This is a genomic window from Pseudomonas sp. GW822-FHT04C11 (genome assembly GCF_058800905.1).
In genome coordinates this window covers 227,741-247,794 of sequence record NZ_JBXAMS010000006.1, presented here as the reverse complement: position 1 = coordinate 247,794, position 20,054 = coordinate 227,741, and the positions used below count along the sequence as shown (strand labels likewise).

At 60.7% G+C, this 20,054-nt stretch carries 13 protein-coding genes and 1 riboswitch; of the genes, 8 read left to right on the top strand and 5 right to left on the bottom strand.

Annotation, left to right across the window (positions count from 1 at the left end; translation table 11 throughout):
- Positions 1 to 20: 20 nt before the first annotated feature.
- Positions 21 to 2,162: a methyl-accepting chemotaxis protein gene (locus AC1RJ3_RS12640; RefSeq protein WP_493079211.1), complete on the bottom strand. Its 2,142-nt coding sequence runs from the start codon at positions 2,160 to 2,162 to the stop codon at positions 21 to 23.
- Between the two features lie 273 nt (positions 2,163 to 2,435).
- Between AC1RJ3_RS12640 and AC1RJ3_RS12635 the strand changes: the two genes are divergently transcribed.
- Positions 2,436 to 3,254, top strand: a complete 819-nt coding sequence (locus tag AC1RJ3_RS12635; RefSeq protein WP_054595660.1) for a M48 family metallopeptidase — start codon at positions 2,436 to 2,438, stop codon at positions 3,252 to 3,254.
- 225 nt (positions 3,255 to 3,479) lie between these two features.
- On the opposite strand, the gene AC1RJ3_RS12630 is transcribed toward AC1RJ3_RS12635, so the two are convergent.
- The 3 genes from AC1RJ3_RS12630 to AC1RJ3_RS12620 form a co-directional block, all read right to left on the bottom strand.
- Positions 3,480 to 4,064, bottom strand: a complete 585-nt coding sequence (locus AC1RJ3_RS12630) for a TMEM165/GDT1 family protein (RefSeq protein ID WP_054595661.1) — start codon at positions 4,062 to 4,064, stop codon at positions 3,480 to 3,482.
- A gap of 88 nt (positions 4,065 to 4,152) precedes the next feature.
- Positions 4,153 to 4,276, bottom strand: a riboswitch (yybP-ykoY riboswitch).
- A gap of 39 nt (positions 4,277 to 4,315) precedes the next feature.
- Positions 4,316 to 5,314, bottom strand: a complete 999-nt coding sequence (locus AC1RJ3_RS12625; protein ID WP_054595662.1) for a methyltransferase — start codon at positions 5,312 to 5,314, stop codon at positions 4,316 to 4,318.
- 33 nt (positions 5,315 to 5,347) lie between these two features.
- Positions 5,348 to 6,313 (bottom strand): 2-hydroxyacid dehydrogenase, encoded by a 966-nt coding sequence (locus tag AC1RJ3_RS12620; RefSeq protein WP_054595663.1) that lies wholly within the window; start codon positions 6,311 to 6,313, stop codon positions 5,348 to 5,350.
- Positions 6,314 to 6,601: 288 nt separating this feature from the next.
- Here AC1RJ3_RS12620 and AC1RJ3_RS12615 point away from each other — a divergent pair, with 288 nt between their 5' ends.
- From AC1RJ3_RS12615 to AC1RJ3_RS12595, 5 genes are all read left to right on the top strand, one after another.
- A complete protein-coding gene (locus AC1RJ3_RS12615) occupies positions 6,602 to 7,231 on the top strand; it encodes a LysE family translocator (protein WP_054595664.1) in 630 nt (209 codons plus the stop codon).
- A gap of 145 nt (positions 7,232 to 7,376) precedes the next feature.
- Entirely contained in the window at positions 7,377 to 9,059 is a 1,683-nt protein-coding gene (locus AC1RJ3_RS12610) for a fatty acid--CoA ligase (RefSeq protein ID WP_054595665.1), read from the top strand.
- A 336-nt stretch (positions 9,060 to 9,395) separates the two neighbouring features.
- Positions 9,396 to 11,285 carry a DUF1302 domain-containing protein gene (locus tag AC1RJ3_RS12605; RefSeq protein ID WP_054595666.1) on the top strand — a complete coding sequence of 630 codons (1,890 nt, stop codon included), beginning with the start codon at positions 9,396 to 9,398 and terminating at the stop codon, positions 11,283 to 11,285.
- 28 nt (positions 11,286 to 11,313) lie between these two features.
- Entirely contained in the window at positions 11,314 to 12,678 is a 1,365-nt protein-coding gene (locus tag AC1RJ3_RS12600) for a DUF1329 domain-containing protein (RefSeq protein WP_054595667.1), read from the top strand.
- A gap of 218 nt (positions 12,679 to 12,896) precedes the next feature.
- Positions 12,897 to 15,635 (top strand): winged helix-turn-helix domain-containing protein, encoded by a 2,739-nt coding sequence (locus tag AC1RJ3_RS12595; RefSeq protein WP_493079208.1) that lies wholly within the window; start codon positions 12,897 to 12,899, stop codon positions 15,633 to 15,635.
- Positions 15,636 to 15,645: 10 nt separating this feature from the next.
- Here the strand turns inward: AC1RJ3_RS12595 and AC1RJ3_RS12590 are convergent, their stop codons facing one another.
- Complete coding sequence (locus AC1RJ3_RS12590; RefSeq protein WP_054598237.1) at positions 15,646 to 16,560, bottom strand: LysR family transcriptional regulator; 915 nt, start codon at positions 16,558 to 16,560, stop codon at positions 15,646 to 15,648.
- Between the two features lie 245 nt (positions 16,561 to 16,805).
- Between AC1RJ3_RS12590 and AC1RJ3_RS12585 the strand changes: the two genes are divergently transcribed.
- Both AC1RJ3_RS12585 and AC1RJ3_RS12580 read left to right on the top strand, forming a co-directional pair.
- Positions 16,806 to 18,296, top strand: a complete 1,491-nt coding sequence (locus AC1RJ3_RS12585) for an aldehyde dehydrogenase (RefSeq protein ID WP_493079205.1) — start codon at positions 16,806 to 16,808, stop codon at positions 18,294 to 18,296.
- A gap of 21 nt (positions 18,297 to 18,317) precedes the next feature.
- Positions 18,318 to 19,688 (top strand): aspartate aminotransferase family protein, encoded by a 1,371-nt coding sequence (locus AC1RJ3_RS12580; protein WP_493079203.1) that lies wholly within the window; start codon positions 18,318 to 18,320, stop codon positions 19,686 to 19,688.
- The last annotated feature ends 366 nt before the right edge of the window (positions 19,689 to 20,054 follow it).

Below are 20,054 nucleotides of genomic sequence, written 5' to 3'. Positions count from 1 at the left end.
GCAGGACCTTCCGGCGATTTCTAGACCTTGAACTGATTGATCAACCGCCGCTGCTGCTCGGCCAGTTTGGTCAGGTCGGCGCTGGCCGCGCTCGATTCATCCGCGCCGCCCGCGACTTCGTTGGCCACCTGACCGATATTGATCACGTTGCGGTTGATGTCATCGGCAACCGCGCTTTGCTCTTCGGCGGCGCTGGCGATCTGGGTGTTCATGTCGTTGATTACCGACACCGCCTGAGTGATGGTCTCCAGCGCCTGCGCTGCCTTGGCCGCGTGCTGCACGCTTTCGTCGGTCTTGTTCTGGCTGTCTTCCATCACCCGCACCACGTCGCGCGTGCCTTGCTGCAACTGCTGAATCATCGACTGGATTTCTTCAGTTGCCTGCTGGGTTTTCTGCGCCAGGTTGCGCACTTCATCGGCCACCACCGCAAAACCCCGGCCTTGCTCACCGGCGCGGGCGGCTTCGATGGCCGCGTTCAACGCCAACAAGTTAGTCTGTTCGGCAATCCCGCGAATGGCGATCAGGATCGCGTTGATGTTCTCGCTGTCCTTGGCCAGGGTTTGCACCACGCCGACCGCTTTACCGATTTCCACCGCGAGCACGCCAATCGAGGTCGAGGTGTCGCGCACGATCTGCATGCCTTGGGCGGCGGCCTGATCCGCGTGGCTGGCGGCTTGGGCAGCCTGGGTCGCATTGCGCGCCACGTCCTGGGCGGTGGCGGTCATTTCCTGCACCGCGGTGGCCACCTGATCGATTTCGGCCATTTGCTTGTGTACGCCGAGGTTGGTGCGAATGGCGATGTCGGCGGTGTGTTCGGACGAATCGCTGACGCTCTGCACCGAGGTCACCACTTGGGTGATCATCGCCTGCAACTTGGCGAGGAAGGTATTGAAGCCCTTGGCGATCGAGCCGAGTTCGTCGGCGCGGTCGCTGCTCAGGCGGCGCGTCAGGTCACCTTCGCCCTGGGCGATGTCATCGAGCATCGCGACCATCTGCTTCAGCGGTCGGGCGATACCGTGGCCCACCAGCCAGATCACCAGCAAGCCCAGGCCGGCAATCACCAGACCGACCATGGCCATGCCAAAGGTGTCGGCCTTGCGTTGGGTGTTCAGGTCGCCTTGCAGCTGTTGCAGGTCGGCCATGACCGCGTTCAACGGTAATTGCAGCAGCAGGGTCCAGCGTGCATCGGTCTGGCCGATGCCGAACGGCAGGTACAGCTCGATCTTGCCGTTGGCCTTGTCGACGTTATAGGTCACTTCGCCGCGATTGAGCTTGCCGAGGTTGGCAACCTGAGTGGCGTCGAGGATGTCGCTGACCTTTTCGCCGAACTTGCTCGGGTCCTTGGTGTAGGCGACCAGACGCTGGTTGCCGCCAATCAGGGCCATTTCGCCGGCACCGTTATAAAGCTTCTGGTTCGCAGCCAGGAGCATTTCCTGAATGAAGTTCACCGACAAGTCAGCGCCGACGATGCCCTGAAAGGTGCCGTTGAGCATGATCGGTTCAATAAAGGAGGCGAGCATGACGATCTTGTCGCCGACCTTGTAAGGCGCCGGATCGATCACACAGGATTTTTTGCTTTCCTGGGAGCACAGGTAGTACTCACTGGAGCGCACACCCGTGGACAACACGGTACGGTCGTTGACATCCGCCAGCTTGTCGACGCCCAGCGTGCCATTGTCGTTGCGAAACCACCACGGCAGGAAGCGCCCGGTGGTGGCGTCGATGCCGACGGTTTTACTGCCGATGTAGGCCGCGTCATTGTGATCCAGTGCGTTTGGTTCCCAGCCGATGTACGTGCCGAGAATCTTCGGATTTTTCGCGACGTTTTCCTTGATCAGGTTGATCAACTGCTCACGGCTGAGGGTGAGCGCCGGTTTGCCGTCGGCATCCTGGGAGCCGATCAAGGCGTTGACCCGAACCAGACCGCCGGCGATCAGCAGGGGCGCTTCGAGTTCGCGCTGGATCTGGCTGACCTGGGTTTGCGCCAGCCCACGCAGGCGTTGTTCGATGACTTGCTCGAATTGCGCCTGGGTCCGCTGCTGGACCATCTCCTGGGTTCGCGCGCCGGAAAACAGTGCATACAGCACCAGCGCAGCCACCACGCTGAGCACAATGGCGCCGGCAAGCGCGGCGACAGAAAACTGGATCGACTTGAATTTCATAAAGACTCCGCACGCAATATGACGTCTGCCGGGTTGTATCGGCGCACGTGAGGCGGTCCATGAGTGGTTTTTTTGCCGATGACTGTTTTTGATCTGTGCGGGTCGCATAGAGACAGGTGTCAGGCCCGGGTGTTCTCGGGGACAGTGTTTTATGAATTTATTGCGACAGTGAGGGGGAATGTATCGGTAAATGACGTGCTACATGTCTGTTGTATCTAGCGCTGATACAAAGCACCGCCTAGGATACGCGCCATATTTCCAGGGAGGCTGTTCATGAGTAAGGCATTGGTTTTGTGTGCACTGGGTGCAAGTCTGCTGCTCAGTGGTTGCCAGTCGGTCAACACCACCAACGGCGGCGCGGTGGGCGTGGAGCGCAAGCAGTACATGTTCAGCATGCTGTCGACCGATGAGGTCAACCAGATGTATGCCCAGTCCTACCAAAAGACTGTGGGTGAGGCGAGCAACAAGGGTGTGCTGGACAAGAACAGCAGCGAGGCCAAGCGGGTCCAGGCGATTGCCAATCGGCTGATCGCGCAGGCACCGGTCTTCCGTCCTGATTCGGCGCAGTGGACGTGGGAAGTCAATCTGATCAAGAGTGACGAGCTCAACGCCAACTGCGGTCCTGGCGGCAAGATCATTTTCTATACCGGGTTGATCGACAGCCTGAAACTCACTGACGATGAAATCGCCGCAGTCATGGGCCATGAAATCGCCCACGCCTTGCGTGAGCATGGTCGTGAAGCGATGTCCAAGGCCTATGGCATCGAAATGGCCAAGCAGGGCGCCGGTGCCTTGCTCGGGTTGGGGCAGGACACGCTGGCCCTGGCCGACACCGTGGCCAACTACGGCATGACCTTGCCCAACAGCCGCGCCAATGAAAACGAAGCTGACCTGATCGGCCTGGAACTGGCCGCCCGCGCCGGCTACAACCCGAACGCGGCGATCACCCTGTGGGACAAGATGAGCAAGGCTTCCGAAGGTTCGCCGCCAGAATTCATGAGCACTCACCCGGCGTCCAGCAGCCGGGTTGCGTCGCTCCAGGCAGCGATTCCGAAAGTCATGCCGCTTTATCTGAAGGCCAAAAAATCCTGAATCCTGAAGTGAGCCACAAGAGCTGAAGTCGTGCAGCTCTTGTGGCGAGGGGGCTTGCCCCCGTTCGACCGGGCTGGCGCTCCAGTGCGCAGCAGTCGCAAAGCCAGCGAGTGCGGTGTATCTGGCGGATCTCGGTTGCAGGGGTGAGGGCTGCTTCGCACCCCAACGGGGGCAAGCCCCCTCGCCACAGTTATCTACCAGGCAGTGACATGTCAGTCGAAAGTGTTACACCCACCCGCTGCTTTGCATCGCCTTGTACACCGCGACGATGGCCAGGATGAAGAACGCCGATGCTGCCAGGCGGCGGATCAGGGTCAGGGGCAGTTTGTCTGCGGCAAAATTACCCGCCAGCACCACCGGCACGTTGGCAATCAGCATGCCGAGCGTAGTGCCAATGACCACCAGCCACAACTCAGGGTACTGAGCGGCGAGCATCACGGTGGCGATCTGGGTCTTGTCACCGATCTCGGCGAGGAAGAACGCAATCAGCGTGGTCAGGAACGGCCCGAATTTGCGCGCAGTGCTGGCTTCGTCCTCATCCATCTTGTCCGGCACCAGGGTCCACAGCGCGGTCGCGGTAAAGCTTGCGGCGAGGATCCAGTGCAGCGTCGCATCCGAGAAGAAACTCCCGAACCAGGCACCGACAGCACCCGCCGCCGCGTGGTTGGCCAGGGTTGCAGCGACGATACCGGCGATGATCGGCCAGGGTTTGCGAAAGCGTGCGGCGAGAATGAGTGCGAGCAGTTGCGTCTTGTCGCCGATTTCAGCCAAGGCAACGACGGCGGTGGGAACGAGAAGAGAATCCAGCATCAGGGTTTTCCTAAGGGGCGGGTCGACACGGCTATGACACGTACAGCCTTCCCGCCCCGGGTAAGGTGTGCGTGTCATAGGTCTTGTCAAACCCTGCGATCCATCTGAGTGGACGCTTGGGTCGCATACGCCATGGTCTGAGGACCAAGTATGTTGACGTATGCCGGACGAGCATGGCGCTCGTGGGAGACTACTCCCCTAGGACGGAGCGGATTCTGCCTAGGCAAAAGCCATTCGGCAAGCGCTAATTTCTAGCCGCGCTTGGCCCGATAGATCCGGAAACCTTGCCCTTCGGCCTTGATCGCACACACACCGAGATGCTCCTCGATCAGCGGCTGATACTTCAGGAAGCTGTTGGCTACCAGGCGCAGTTCGCCACCGTTTTTCAGGTGTTTGGCTGCTTTTCGCAGCAGATTCTCCGTGGCGTGATAATCGGTGTGAACCCCGACATGAAACGGCGGATTGCTCAGAATCGCGCTCAAACCCATCGGTGCAGCGTCGATGCCATCGCCGGTCAGCACCTCGGCCTCCAGGCCGTTGGCCGCCAATGTCAGGCGACTGCTGGCAGCGGCGAACGCATCAACGTCGAGCAGGGTGACGGTGTTGTGTGGATAACGCCGTTTCACCGCCGCGCCCAACACGCCAGCACCGCAACCGAAATCCAGCAAGTGACCGCTTGGCAGTTTGTCCAGATGTTCGAGCAGCAGCGCGCTGCCGCGATCCAGTCGACCGTGACTGAACACGCCCGGCAGGCTGATCACTTTCAGTGGGCCTTCAGCCAGCGGCAGTTCGTATTCCTGCGCCAGGCTTTCCAGCGATTTGGCCTCGGGCGCATTGGCCACGGTGACCTGCCAGAGCTGGCAGTGGCGGGCGCTGTCGAGCTTGCGCGGTTTGCCGAAGGGGCTCAGCTGTTTGGCCGCGCCTTCGATGCCGCTGCGTTTTTCACCCACCAGGTACAGCTCGCGACCGGCCAGGCGCGAGGCGAGGGCATTGAGGATGTAATCGGTCAGGTCCTTGGATTTGGGCAGGAACACCACCGCCGTTTCAAATTCGCGGCTCGGAGCATTCACGCCAAAGTGGCTGCGCTCGGCAAAGCGTGCGTCCAGCGCCGCTTGATCACCTGCGTGCCAGCACCAGCCGTGAGCGTTGGGCAATTTGCCCAGCAAGTCATCGGCGGGCAAACCGGCCAGCAGCAACTCGCCTTGAAACAACTCAGCCTGACGAAGCAGTACTTCACTGCGCGGATCCATACTCTGCTCCTTGAAAAAAAGTGCGGCAGTTTATCAACTGACGACCCGCCGCGCTGTACCGCTGAAGAAGCCTTGGGCGTTTTCGGTCAGTTGACCGACGATCCGCTGCCGCGCCTCGCGGCTGCCCCAGGCGTTGTGCGGGGTGACGATCAAGCGCGGGATGTCGGCGGCCAACAGCGGATTGCCGGCGGTGGGTGGCTCGACACTCAGGACGTCGGTCGCCGCGCCGCCCAGATGCCCGTTGCGCAACGCATCGGCCAAGGCCTGTTCGTCGATCAGTCCACCGCGTGCGGTATTGACCACAAAGGCGCCGGGTTTGAGCAGCGCCAGTTCGCGGGCACCAATGAAGTTACGGGTATGTTCGTTGAGCGGGCAGTGCAGGGTCAGCGCGTCGATTTGCGGCAGCAGCTCATCCAGCGGCAAGCGGTCGGCGCGGGCCGGACGCCCAGGCAATTGGCCGAGCAACACGCGCATGCCAAAGGCTTCGGCCAGCCGCGCGACGGCGCCACCCAATTCACCATGGCCGAGCAGGCCGAGGGTTTTGCCTTCGAGTTCGACGATCGGGAAATCCAGCAGGCAGAATTGTTTGGCCTGCTGCCAGCGACCTTCAGCGACGGCTTTCTGGTAATCGCTCAGGCGGGTGGCGAGGTTCAGCAGCAACATGATCGTGTGCTGCGCCACCGACGGCGTGCCATAACCCTGGCAGTTGCTCACGGTAATCCCTTGGGCGCGGGCGGCGGCCAGGTCGACATTGTTGGTGCCGGTGGCGGCGATCAGGATCAGCTGCAGTTCGGGGCAGGCCTTGAGGGTTTCGGCGTTCAGCGGGACTTTATTGCTGATTGCCACGCTGGCGCCTTGCAGCCGTTCGACGATGTTGTCGGGCGTGGTCAGCGAGCGCAGTTGCAAGTCGTCGAAGCACTGCTGCAACCCACTGAGGTCGAGGTCGCCGAGGTCCAGTGAACTGTGGTCGAGGAATACGGCGCGGCGATTGTTCGTCATTAACTGTACCTTTTGCGCAGGAGTCTGAAGGCGTACTCTGCCGAGCCTACCAGATGAAACAAGTTGTTATGCCCTGAGCTAAAACAGACACCAAAACTGTGGCGAGGGAGCTTGCTCCCGCTCGAGTGCGCAGCAGTCGCAAAGCCGCCAACGCGGTACACCTGACGAAACGCGGTTGCAGGGTTCAGGGCTGCTTCGCAACCCAGCGGGAGCAAGCTCCCTCGCCACCGGTATGATGTTTGACCAAGAAATCTTCGATTGATCGGCCTGGCCTAAAGGAGCCCCCCCATGTACTGGACAGAGTTTTTGACCGTTGCCCTGATTCACCTGCTTGCCGTGGCAAGCCCTGGTCCGGACTTTGCCGTGGTGGTGCGTGAGGCCGTGACCCACGGTCGTCGCGCCGGGACCTGGACGGCGCTGGGTGTCGGCTCGGCGATTTTCCTGCACGTGGGCTACTCGTTGCTCGGTATCGGCCTGATCGTCTCGCAGTCGATCATGCTGTTCAACGCGCTGAAATGGCTGGCGGCCGCCTACCTGCTGTACATCGGCTTCAAGGCGCTGCGCGCGCAGCCGGCGAAACCTGCCACTGAAAACCTGCACAAGGAAGCCGGCGAGCGCACCGCACGCGGCGCATTTACCTCAGGTTTCGTGACCAACGGCCTGAACCCCAAAGCCACGCTGTTTTTCCTGTCGCTGTTCACCGTGGTGATCAACCCGCACACACCGCTGGCGATTCAGGCCGGTTACGGCGTTTACCTGGCGGCAGCCACCGCGATCTGGTTCTGCCTGGTGGCAATGCTGTTCAGCCAACAGCGCGTACGGGCCGGTTTTGCCCGCATGGGCCACTGGTTCGACCGCACGATGGGCGTGGTGCTGATCGCCATCGGCGTGAAGCTGGCCCTGACCGAGATGCATTGATCCACTCTCGGAAACAAATGCTGGCGCAAAGCTAGCATTTGTACGGCTCTGCAAATCATCCCTTTGGCTGATTTAGCTGGCGCTCCGGCTGACTAAAGTGCTTATCTTTTCAGTCACGACCGTGTAGTCAGATAAAGGGATGCTTATGTTGGAGACGCGCGTTATTCCGCCAGCCGAAGGCGCTTATCAATACCCGCTGTTGATCAAGCGGCTGCTGATGTCCGGCAGCCGTTACGAGAAAACCCGCGAGATTGTCTACCGCGACCAGTTGCGCTACAGCTACCCGACCCTCATCGAGCGTGTCGCGCGGCTGGCCAACGTGCTCACGGCGGCCGGGGTCAAGGCCGGGGATACCGTGGCCGTGATGGACTGGGACAGCCATCGCTACCTCGAATGCATGTTTGCCATCCCGATGATCGGTGCGGTGATCCACACCATCAACGTGCGCCTGTCGCCCGAACAGATTCTCTACACCATGAACCACGCCGAGGACCGCTTCGTGCTGGTCAACAGTGAGTTCGTCGGGCTGTACCAGGCGCTTGCCGGGCACCTGACCACGGTCGAGAAAACCCTGCTGCTCACCGATCTGCCGGAAAAAACCGCCGACTTGCCCAACCTGGTCGGCGAGTACGAGCAACTGCTGGCTGCCGCGAGCACCCAGTACACCTTCGAAGATTTCGACGAAAACTCGGTGGCGACCACCTTCTACACCACCGGCACCACCGGCAATCCCAAGGGCGTGTATTTCACCCATCGGCAACTGGTGCTGCACACCATGGGCGTATCGACGATCATGGGCAGCATCGACAGCGTGCGCCTGCTGGGCACCAACGACGTGTACATGCCGATCACCCCGATGTTCCACGTGCATGCCTGGGGCTTGCCGTACGTGGCGACCATGCTGGGGCTCAAGCAGGTTTACCCCGGCCGCTACGACCCGGAATACCTGGTGGAGTTGTGGCGCAAGGAAAAGGTCAGCTTCTCCCATTGCGTGCCGACCATCCTGCAAATGGTCCTCAACGCCAAGTCCGCGCAAGGCACGGATTTCGGCGGCTGGAAAATCGTCATCGGCGGCAGCGCCCTGAACCGCGCGCTGTACGAAGCGGCCAAGGCCAAGGGCATTCAGTTGACCGCCGCCTATGGCATGTCGGAAACCGGTCCGCTGGTGTCCTGCGCTCACCTTAACGATGAGCTGATGGCCGGCACCGAAGACGAACGCACCACGTATCGCATCAAGGCTGGCGTGCCGGGTCCCTTGGTGGAAGCGGCGATCATCGACGCTGATGGCAACTTCCTGCCGGCCGACGGCGAGTCCCAGGGCGAACTGGTGCTGCGTGCGCCGTGGCTCACCGAAGGTTATTTCAACGAACCCGAGAAGGGCAAAGAGCTCTGGGCCGGGGGCTGGCTGCACACGGGCGACGTGGCGACCCTGGACAGCATGGGGGTGATCGACATCCGTGACCGGATCAAGGATGTGATCAAGACCGGTGGCGAGTGGATTTCCTCCCTCGACCTCGAAGACCTGATCAGCCGCCATCCGGGGGTACGGGAAGTAGCAGTGGTCGGTATCCCTGACCCGCAATGGGGCGAGCGCCCGTTTGCCTTGCTGGTGCTCCGTGAAGGCCATGCAATAGGCGCCAGGGAACTCAAGGAGCACCTCAAGCCTTTCGTCGAACTGGGGCACCTGAGCAAGTGGGCCATCCCGAGCCAGATCGCCCTTGTTACTGAAATTCCCAAGACCAGTGTCGGCAAGCTCGACAAGAAGCGTATCCGCGTCGACATCGCACAATGGCAGGCCAGCAACAGCACCTTCCTTTCGACGCTGTAAGCGTCCTTTGTCGGGCCCGAAAGGGCCCGGCAAGCCCACCAAGCAAGCGCTTGGCTTGTTTATTCAGAATTTTCAGCCATCCTTGCCAGGCCGACATCTGTCGGATTGGCAACAGGACTGTTCCAGAGTGGTGGGGGCTGCAAATCACACTTTAGAGGGATCAAGCAGTACTACCTGCTGGCTATAGTCCGCTCAAGGATTTTTAAGAACGGGGCAAACGCACAAAACGGGGCGATGCAACTTTGGATGACTTCGGGACGACATGGGCTCCCCGTTATTCAGAGCGTTTTTAGAAGTGCTCAATGCCATAACAATAAAGCACATGGAGTAGCGTCGATGACATCAATAAACCAGTTCTGGCGCCGGGCGAAACTGCCTCTGGCAGTCAGTCTCGCCTCTACGCTCGCCGGACCCGCATTCGGCGTCAGTTTCAACGTCGGTGAAATCGAAGGTCAGTTCGACTCGTCCCTCTCCCTGGGCATGAGCGTGTCTACCCAACAACCGAACAAGAACCTGATCGGTGTCAACAACGGTGGCAAGGGCCTGTCCCAGACCTCCGATGACGGGCACTTGAACTTCAAGAGCGGGCAAGCCTTTTCGAAAATCTTCAAGGGCATCCATGACCTTGAGCTGAAATACGGCGATACCGGCGTCTTCGTGCGCGGTAAATACTGGTACGACTTCGCGCTGCAAAACCAGGACCTGGAATTCAAGAACGTCAGTAATGAGGGACGCAAGGAAGGCGCCAAGTCGTCGGGTGGGGAAATCCTCGACGCCTTCGTCTACCACAACTACTCCATTGCCGATGAGCCGGGTTCCGTGCGCTTGGGCAAACAGGTGGTCAACTGGGGTGAAAGTACCTTCATCGGCGGCGGCATCAACTCGATCAACCCGATCGACGTGTCTGCATTCCGTCGTCCCGGTGCCGAGATCAAGGAAGGCCTGATCCCGGTCAACATGTTCTACATCTCGCAAAGCCTGACCGAGAATCTGTCGGCTCAAGCGTTCTACCAGATCGGCTGGGACCAGACCGTTGTCGACAACTGCGGTACCTTCTTCTCGCAGCCAGACATCATTGCCAACGGTTGCACCGACAACCTGCGCGTCCTGAACAAGCGTTCGACCATCCCCGCCGTCGCCTTGGGGCCATTGGCCGCGAACGGTGTCAACGTCAACGAAGAGGGCGTGCTGGTGCGTCGCGGGCAAGACCGCGAGGCGAGTAACAGCGGCCAGTGGGGGGCGGCGTTCAAGTACATGTTCGATCCGCTGGACACCGAGTTCGGTGCCTACTTCATGAACTACCACAGCCGTGCGCCGATCTTCAGTGCCACTGGTGCTCCGCAGTCGGTCTACAACGGCGTCAAGGCATTGCCCGGTCCGTTCCAGGCCCTCGGGCCGCTGCTGGTCGCGGGTAATTCGCAGTACTTCGTCGAGTACCCGGAAGACATCCGCCTCTATGGCCTGAGCTTCTCCACCACCCTGCCTACCGGTACGGCGTGGAGCGGTGAGATCAGCTACCGGCCGAATGCGCCGGTGCAGTTGAACTCCACCGATATCCTCTTCGCCGGTGTTCGTCCGCTGGGTGGCGCGCTGACCAACGCTTCGTTGCTCCAGGGTGTTCCAGGGGAAGACCTGCACGGCTATCGCCGCAAGGAAATCACCCAGATCCAGACCACTTTCACGCACTTCTTCGATCAGGTCATGGGCGCCCAGCGTCTGACTGTGGTGGGTGAAGTCGGACTGACTCACGTCGGTGGCCTCGAAAGCACGTCCGATGTCCGTTATGGCCGCGATCCGGTCTTCGGCCCAGGCGAACTGCCCGCCACGGGCGGTCTGGACACCTGCTCGCAGATTCTTAACACCTCCACCATCAACGGTGCCGGGCCAGGTGCTGCGACCAACAACCGTAGCTCCAACTGCAACAACGACGGTTTCACCACCGCCAACTCCTGGGGCTACCGCGCCCGCGCCATCTGGGAATACCCGGACGTCTTCGCCGGTGTGAACCTCAAGCCCAACGTCGCCTGGTCGCATGACGTCAGCGGTTACTCGCCAGGCCCTGGCGGCAACTTCGAGGAAGGTCGCAAAGCGGTCAGCCTGGGTCTCGATGCCGAGTACCAGAACACCTACACCGCGAGCCTCGCCTACACCAACTTCTTTGGCGGCAAGTACAGCACCGTGGATGATCGCGACTTCGTTGCGCTCAGCGTCGGCGTGAACTTCTAAGCACTGCATCTTCAGGACGAACAAGAATATGAAAGTAACCAAAAGTCTGTTGCAAGCGGGTGTCCTCGGGCTTTCGCTGTTGGCAACCGCGGTCATGGCAGCAGTTCCGGCCGCTGAAGCGGACAAGTTGGGCAAGAGCCTGACGCCAATGGGCGCGGAAATGGCAGGCAATGCCGATGGCTCGATCCCGGCCTGGAAACCCATGGAGAAAAACGCCGGCAGCGTCGACAGCAAAGGCTTCCTGTCCAACCCGTATGCCAGTGAGCAACCGCTGTTCACCATCACCGCGCAAAACGTCGACAAGTACAAAGACAAACTGGCGCCGGGCCAATACGCAATGTTCAAGCGTTACCCGGACACCTTCAAAATGCCGGTTTACCCGTCGCATCGTGGCGCGACCGTGCCGGATCAGGTGTTCGTCGCCATCAAGAAGAACGCCACCAACACCAACCTGGTGTCCGGCGGCAACGGTCTGGAAAACTTCGAAACTGCCGTGCCGTTCCCGATTCCGAAAAGCGGCGTCGAGGTCATCTGGAACCACATCACCCGCTATCGCGGTGGCAGCGTGACCCGTCTGGTGACCCAGGCCACGCCGCAACCGAACGGTTCCTACAGCCTGGTGTACTTCCAGGACCAGTTCGTGTTCCGCGACAAGATGAAGGATTACGACCCGAAAAACCCGGGCAACATCCTGTTCTACTTCAAGCAGAAAGTGACTGCACCGGCGCGTCTGGCCGGTGGCGTGCTGCTGGTTCACGAAACCCTCGACCAGGTGAAGGAGCCGCGTTCGGCGTGGGTCTACAACGCCGGTCAGCGTCGTGTGCGGCGTGCCCCGCAAGTGTCTTATGACGGGCCGGGTACGGCTGCCGATGGCCTGCGTACTTCCGATAACCTGGACATGTACAACGGTGCCCCGGATCGTTACGACTGGAAGCTCGAAGGCAAGAAAGAGATGTACATCGCCTCCGACAGCTACAAGCTAGACTCGCCGGCGCTCAAGTACGACGAAATCATCAAGGCCGGTCATATCAACCAGGACCTGGCGCGTTACGAACTGCGTCGCGTCTGGCATGTGGTTGCGACCCTGAAGGAAGGTCAGCGCCACATTTATGCCAAGCGTGACTTCTACATCGACGAAGACACCTGGCAAGCCGCGGTCATCGATCACTACGACGGTCGTGGTCAACTCTGGCGTGTGGCTGAGGCGCATGCCGAGAACTACTACGACCAGCAAGTGCCGTGGTATGCCCTGGAAACCCTCTACGACCTGCAGTCCGGGCGCTATCTGGCGCTGGGCATGAAGAACGAAGAGAAACGTGCGTATGACTTCGGTTTTACCGCGAGCACCAGTGATTTCACCCCGGCTGCACTGGCTCAGGACGGTGTTCGCTAACGTGTCGTAACACCGAGGCCGCATCCTCGAAAAACGCCCCGACTGGTTCGGGGCGTTTTTTTTTGTCTCGAAAAAAGATCGCTGCATAACCAGCCCGGTAACTTTTGTTCGTAGTCTTTTTGTAGCCATTTGTAGCAGGAACCTTCAATCCGCTCCGGTTTACCGCTAGTCTGCGGACATCTGCAATGCCGACAACAGCACTTAAACAAGAGTTGGCTATGACTGACCTGTTCCGAATCCAAAGGCCATCCGGTGCGGCAATGCCTGTGCTGGAAGGGCGTTTTTACCGCCCCCCCTTGCCCGACGGCTATGTGCTGCGGCCTCGTCTGTGCGAGCGGCTGAGTGCCGGGTTGCAAGGGCGATTGCTGCTGGTCAGCGCGCCGGCGGGGTTCGGTAAAAGCTCATTGGCGGTGGAGTTCTGTCAGAGCCTGCCGGCGCATTGGCAAAGTCTCTGGCTGGGGTTGAGCCCGCGCGACAATGATCCCGGGCGCTTCCTCGAACGGCTGCTTGAAGGCCTGCAAAACTATTTTCCACAGCTGGGCAGCCAGGCCCTTGGCTTGCTGAAAATGCGTCAACGCCATCAACCATTCGCCTTCGAAGAATGGCTGGACGGGCTGCTCGATGAACTGGCCATTCACCTGTCACCGAGCGCGCCGCTGCTGCTGGTTCTGGATGACTACCATCTGGCCCAGGGCCCGGTGCTCGATCGCTGCCTGCAATTTTTCCTCAATCACTTACCCGATGGCCTGCTGGTGCTGGTGACCAGTCGCCAGCGTCCCGACTGGCACCTGGCGCGTTTGCGCCTATCGCGGCAGTTGCTTGAGCTGAGCGAACAGGACCTGCGCCTGACCCACGACGAATCCCTGACCCTGCTGGATCGACACAGCAGCTCATTGCGCGGCGAGGCGCTGGAGAATCTGATCCAGCGCAGCGAAGGCTGGGTCGCAGGGCTGCGTTTCTGGTTGCTGGCTGCCTCTGAAGCGCGCAATGGCGGCGCGTTGCCGCAGCCGCTGCACGGTGGCGAAGGCTTGATACGCGACTACCTGCTTGAAGAAGTCATCGACTGCCTGCCCGCCGAAGTGCAGGCATTTCTATACGACACCGCACCGCAAGAGCGCTTCTGCAGCGAACTCTGCGACGCCGTGCGCGAAGCCCATGACAGCGCCGAGATCCTGCGCTTTCTGCTGTCCCATCAAGTGTTCCTGGTGCCGCTCGACGAACACGGCCATTGGTACCGTTATCACCATCTGTTTTCCGACCTGTTGCGCAGTCGGCCGACCGCCAATGCGATGGTGCCCACCGCCAGCCTGCACTTGCGCGCCTGCCGCTGGTTCAACGCCCAGGGTCTGCTCGATGAAGCGGTGGAGCAGGCATTACGTGCCGGGCACCTGGATGTAGCGGCGAACCTGGTGCAGAACCTTTCCGAAGAACAGCTGCTGGCCGAACAGAACGTCGGCATGCTGCTGCGCTGGAAAATGGACTTGCCCGACAGCCTGCTGATCAGCACCCCGCGACTGATCGTGCTGTACAGCTGGGCGCTGGGGCTGGCCTGCCAGCTCGATGCGGCTGAAGAATTGGCCAGCCACTTGAGTCGCTTCCTGCCGGCACCGTCGGCCACCGCGCAGAAATCCATGCTGGCGCAGTGGCTCGCGCTCAGCGGGATCATCGCGCGTGGCCGCGGCCAGCGTGAACTGACGCTGCTGTATTGCACCGAAGCGCTGGAGAGCCTGCCGCACAAACGTTACGGGCAGCGCTTGATGTGCCTGTCGACCTTGTCCAACCTGGCGATCGCCGACGCGGACCTGTGGCGCGCCCGGGGCTTGAACCGCGAGTCGCTGGAGCTGGCGCAACGGGTCGGCAATCCGCTGTTCGAAGCGCTGGCCCATTACGACCGCGCACGGGTGCTGCAAGCGCGCGGGGAAATTCTCCGTTCGCTGGATGAAGTGCATCAGGGCCAGCAACGTTTGCAGGGTTTATCGCCGCAGCGGCTGTATGCGATTCGCGCACGTCTGACCTTGTACGAAGGTTTTCTGCTGACCCTGCGCCTGCAGCCCGAAGCCGGGCTGGCGCGTTTGCGGACAGGGTTGAACGAAGCGCGGGCCTGTCGCGATATCAGCGTGCTGATCGGTCATTGCGTGATCGCCAAGCTGGAAGGCTGCAATGGCGAGTTCGCCCGGGCGTTTGCCGAACTGGCCGAGGCTGAACGGCTGATGCACATCTGGGACGTGCCGCCGATTTACTACCTGGCGATGATCACGCTGGTGAAATGCGAGCTGTGGCTGGCTCAGGGCCGCACCGATCTGGCCGAAGCCTGGTTGGCGCGATTGGGTCAAACCTACAATGGCGAGCAAGCTGCGGCACCGCCAGAGTTTCATCCACAAATGCCGCTGCACATCGAACTGCAACAGGCGCTGCTGGAGTCCATCCAAGGGCAGCCGATGCTGGCGGAAGGGCGTTTGAACGCATTGCTGGAACATGGGCAGAAGACCGGAAGGCAGATGCTCAGCGTGATGGCGTTGAATCAGAAGGTCGCGCTGTTGCTGAACAATGGCCGTGAACCTGAAGCGCGTCAGGCGTTGGGGCTGGCCTTCGAGGCGGCGGCCGGTGGTGTCCTGCAACCTTTTGGTGAGTTATTGCGCGATCACCCGGACTGGTTGCGTGAGCAACTGGCGCAGTGTCCGACCGGTGCACTGCGTGAGAGCCTGATCGAGCGCTTACCCCAAGCCACTGCCCGCGAGACGGTTGAGTTGCAGCACCCCGGTGAAGCACTCAGCGCCCGCGAACAGGCAGTCCTGCAATTGATCGCCCAAGGCTGCTCGAACCAGGAAATCAGCGATCAGCTGTTCATCTCGCTGCACACCGTCAAAACCCACGCCAGCCACATCAACGGCAAACTCGGTGTCGAACGCCGTACCCAGGCCGTGGCTCGGGCCAAGGAGCTGGGCTTGTTGGCGTAACGTCCAGCGATCAGGGGCGGGCCTTGGCGGTCAGCTGCTCGCGACAATAATCGGCAAACAACTGCGCCGGTTTGGTCAGTTGCCCGCGTTTGAGCCAGGCCGCCACCAACCCCGAACCGGTGACGTCTTCGACAATGTCGACGCAGACCACTTTCTGCCCGTCGTAGGTGCATTCCGAATGCGGTCGGGTGACCAGAATCGAAAAGCCGAAACCCTGGCCAACCATCCCGCGCACCATCTCGATCGACGGCGAGCTGAAAGCAATTCTGGGCGTCAGTCCGAGTTCTTCAAACAAACTGACGAAGTAGGTTCGGCTTGGCTGCACGTCGAGCAGAATCATCGGTTCCAGGCACAGGTCACGCAGGGACACTTGCGCTTGCTGGGCAAAACGATGATCGGCCGGCAGCAGCGCGTAAGGCCGTTGCGCCGGCATCAGCGGTTCGGTTTCGATGGTGGCGTCCAGGTCGTGCTCGTAAAGGATCGCCAGATCGAAAGCGCCCGAGGTCAGGTTCTGTACCAGCTCTTGCTGCTCGCCGTCACGGATGCGGATTTCCACCCCCGGATACAGCGCCGAGAACCCGGCAATCAATTGCGGCAGGTACAACGGCGCGACGGTTTCGAAGCAGCCGATATCGATCTGCCCGGACACCACGTCGTTGTCGGCCAGGGCGTTCTGTTCGAACTCCTTGGCCATGCGCAGCAGTTCCTGAGCCTTGCGGTAGAAACGTGCGCCACTGGGTGTCAGGGAAACGCCCTGGGCGTGGTGACGAATCAGCAACTGCACGCCAAAGCTGTTTTCCAGACCCTTGATCGCCGTGGAAATCGACGGCTGGGCGATGTACAGCTTTCGCGACGCCTCGGCGACGCTGCCGCATTCGACGGTGGTAATGAAGTACTTCAATTGACGCAGATTGTAGGCAGCCACAGCAAACCTCGGGGTGAATGGATTCGACGCCAGTCTCGACCGTTGAACCCAAGCAATTTGCGCACCGCCCTTATCCACTGGGGCGACGGTCTTGTTGTGTTTGAACAATAACCACATGGCGCGCACGTGGGGAGCTTGGCTGCCCAGTTTTTTCATGGCCTGCGACCACATATTTACTATTTTTCCCCTGCCGCCGCCTGAGCCACCATCGATCGCACACTAAAAAGTCCAAGGAGCATCCGAACGTGTCCGAGCTTGAATATTGGCAAGGCCAGGCCGCCGCGCTGCAGTTTCCTACGCAGGCGTTGATTGAGGGCAAACAACGGCCGGCACAGTCCGGGCAAACCTTCGCCGCGATCAACCCGGCCACCGGCGCCGTATTGGCTGAAGTGGCAGCGTGCGGTAGTGAAGACGTCGATGCAGCAGTGATCAGCGCACGACAGGCGTTTGAGTCGGGCGTCTGGTCGGCGCGTTCGCCCGGCGAGCGTAAACAGGTACTGCTACGGTTGGCCGAGCTGATCATGGCCAACCGCGAAGAACTGGCGCTGCTCGATTCGCTGAACATGGGCAAACCGGTGATGGATGCCTACACCATCGATGTGCCGGGCGCCGCCGGGGTGTTTCGCTGGTACGCCGAAAGCCTCGACAAACTCTACGACCAGATCGCCCCGAGTGCGCAGAACGTGCTGGCAACCATCACCCGCGAAGCCCTTGGCGTGGTGGCCGCCGTGGTGCCGTGGAATTTTCCGCTGGACATGGCCGCGTGGAAACTTGCACCGGCGCTGGCCGCCGGCAATTCGGTGATCCTCAAACCGGCCGAGCAATCACCGTTCTCCGCCTTGCGTCTGGGCGAGCTGGCGCTGGAAGCGGGTGTGCCGCCAGGCGTGCTGAACGTGCTGCCGGGCCTCGGTGAACAAGCCGGCAAGGCCTTGGGGCTGCACCCGGACATCGATTGCCTGGTGTTCACCGGCTCCACCGAAGTCGGCAAATATTTCATGCAGTACTCGGCGCAGTCGAACCTCAAACAGGTATGGCTGGAGTGCGGCGGCAAGAGCGCCAATCTGGTGTTCGCCGACTGTCAGGACCTCGATCTGGCGGCGCAGAAAGCTGCGTTCGGGATCTTCTTCAATCAGGGCGAAGTCTGCTCGGCCAACTCGCGGCTGCTGGTGGAGCGCTCGATCCATGACGAGTTTGTCGAGCGCCTCATGGTCCAGGTCGAACGCTGGCAGCCGGGTGATCCGCTGGACTCGTCGAGCACTGCCGGGGCGATTGTCGATAGCCGGCAAACGGCGCGAATCATGAAATTCATCCAGCAGGCTGAACGTCAGGGAGCGAAGCGTGTGTGCGGTGGCCAGCAGTCGATTATCAACGGCTCGGACAACTTCATTCAGCCGACGATTTTTACCGGCGTGACGGCGGACATGCCGCTGTTTCGCGATGAAGTGTTCGGCCCGGTGTTGGCCGTCACGGCGTTCGATGACGAAGCCAGCGCACTGCAACTGGCCAACGACAGCGTCTATGGTCTAGCCGCGTCACTGTGGACCGACGACCTCAACCGCGCCCACCGCGTGGCGCGACAATTGCGCGCCGGGACGGTGTCGGTCAACAGCGTCGATGCGCTCGACGTAACGGTGCCTTTTGGCGGCGGCAAGCAGTCCGGTTTTGGCCGTGACCTGTCGCTGCACTCATTCGATAAATACACCCAGTTGAAGACCACCTGGTTTCAACTGCGCTGACAATAAAAAGGAGAACTGGCGATGACCACCCCACGTGAAACCCGCGACTATCAGGCCGCCGATGCTGCGCATCACATCCACGCGTTCGTCGATCAGAAAGCCCTCAACGACGAAGGTCCACGGGTGATGGTCCGTGGCGACCGCCTGCACCTGTGGGACAACGACGGTCGGCGTTATCTGGATGGCATGTCCGGGCTGTGGTGCACCAACCTCGGTTACGGGCGTAAGGATCTGGCGGCTGCGGCGAGCCAGCAACTGGAGCAGTTGCCGTACTACAACATGTTTTTCCACACCACCCACCCGCAGGTGATCGAGCTCTCCGAGCTGTTGTTCAGCCTGCTGCCGGGGCATTACAGCCACGCGATCTACACCAACTCCGGCTCTGAGGCCAACGAGGTGCTGATCCGCACGGTACGGCGCTACTGGACGATCCTCGGCAAGCCCGAGAAGAAAGTCATGATCGGCCGCTGGAACGGTTACCACGGCTCGACCCTGGCCGCGACGGCGCTGGGCGGGATGAAGTTCATGCACGAAATGGGCGGGATGATTCCGGACATCGCGCACATCGACGAACCGTATTTTTTCGCCCACGAAGGCAACCTCACGCCCGCCGAATTTGGTCTGCGGGCGGCGCAGCAACTCGAAGAGAAGATTCTTGAACTGGGCGCCGACAAGGTCGCCGGGTTCATCGCCGAGCCGTTCCAGGGCGCTGGCGGGATGATCTTTCCGCCAGAGAGCTACTGGCCGGAAATTCAGCGGATCTGCCGCAAGTACGACGTGCTGCTGTGCGCCGATGAAGTGATCGGCGGCTTCGGTCGCACCGGTGAATGGTTCGCCCACGAGCACTTCGGTTTCGAGCCTGACACCTTGTCCATCGCCAAGGGCCTGACCTCGGGTTATATCCCCATGGGCGGGCTGGTTCTGTCGAAAAAAATGGCCCAGGTGTTGGTGGAACAGGGCGGGGTATTCGCCCACGGCCTGACCTATTCCGGGCACCCGGTGGCGGCGGCGGTGGCCATCGCCAACCTCAAGGCCTTGCGCGATGAAGGCGTGGTCACGCGGGTCAAGGACGACATCGGCCCGTACCTGCAGAAATGCTTGCGCGAAGTGTTCGGCAATCACCCGTTGGTCGGTGATATCCAGGGCGTGGGCATGGTCGCGGCCTTGCAATTGGCCGAGGACAAAGCCAGCCGCAAACGCTTCGCCAACGAGAACGACATCGCCTGGCGCTGCCGCACGATTGGCTTCGAAGAAGGAGTGATCATTCGCTCCACACTCGGCCGGATGATCATGGCTCCGGCGCTGATTGCCACGCGTGAAGAAGTGGATGAACTGGTCGGCAAAACCTTGCGCGCGGTGGATCGTACGGCGCAGGAATACGGCCGGCTCTGAGATTGCTGGAAGGTCCTGCGGATCTTGTCGCGGGCAAGCCTTGCTCCTACGGATTTGTAGTCGATCACACCTGCGTGGTTCGACACACAACCTGTAGGAGCAAGGCTTGCCCGCGATAGCTATTGCCCGTTCAGTACACTTCTCACCTTTTGCACCCACCCCGGGCACCCCCGCCCATGGCGCCCATTTGCAGTGCGCGCTACCGAGGTTTTTCTTCATTCGCAGCGACATATTTCCTCGTTTTCCTATGGTCTTCCTTGGGCCAACATCAACCTCGCCAGTCAGCCGAACGCTGACCACCTCAAGGTCCATTCCGAGACCGCAGGTAGCACCTGTTCCAAGGCCGCTGGCCGTACTGCCCAGGAC

Coding starts and splice junctions, on each gene's coding strand:
- AC1RJ3_RS12640 (WP_493079211.1), bottom strand. CDS start 2,162: ATGAAATTCAAGTCGATCCAGTTTTCTGTCGCCGCGCTTGCCGGCGCC.
- AC1RJ3_RS12635 (WP_054595660.1), top strand. CDS start 2,436: ATGAGTAAGGCATTGGTTTTGTGTGCACTGGGTGCAAGTCTGCTGCTC.
- AC1RJ3_RS12630 (WP_054595661.1), bottom strand. CDS start 4,064: ATGCTGGATTCTCTTCTCGTTCCCACCGCCGTCGTTGCCTTGGCTGAA.
- AC1RJ3_RS12625 (WP_054595662.1), bottom strand. CDS start 5,314: ATGGATCCGCGCAGTGAAGTACTGCTTCGTCAGGCTGAGTTGTTTCAA.
- AC1RJ3_RS12620 (WP_054595663.1), bottom strand. CDS start 6,313: ATGACGAACAATCGCCGCGCCGTATTCCTCGACCACAGTTCACTGGAC.
- AC1RJ3_RS12615 (WP_054595664.1), top strand. CDS start 6,602: ATGTACTGGACAGAGTTTTTGACCGTTGCCCTGATTCACCTGCTTGCC.
- AC1RJ3_RS12610 (WP_054595665.1), top strand. CDS start 7,377: ATGTTGGAGACGCGCGTTATTCCGCCAGCCGAAGGCGCTTATCAATAC.
- AC1RJ3_RS12605 (WP_054595666.1), top strand. CDS start 9,396: ATGACATCAATAAACCAGTTCTGGCGCCGGGCGAAACTGCCTCTGGCA.
- AC1RJ3_RS12600 (WP_054595667.1), top strand. CDS start 11,314: ATGAAAGTAACCAAAAGTCTGTTGCAAGCGGGTGTCCTCGGGCTTTCG.
- AC1RJ3_RS12595 (WP_493079208.1), top strand. CDS start 12,897: ATGACTGACCTGTTCCGAATCCAAAGGCCATCCGGTGCGGCAATGCCT.
- AC1RJ3_RS12580 (WP_493079203.1), top strand. CDS start 18,318: ATGACCACCCCACGTGAAACCCGCGACTATCAGGCCGCCGATGCTGCG.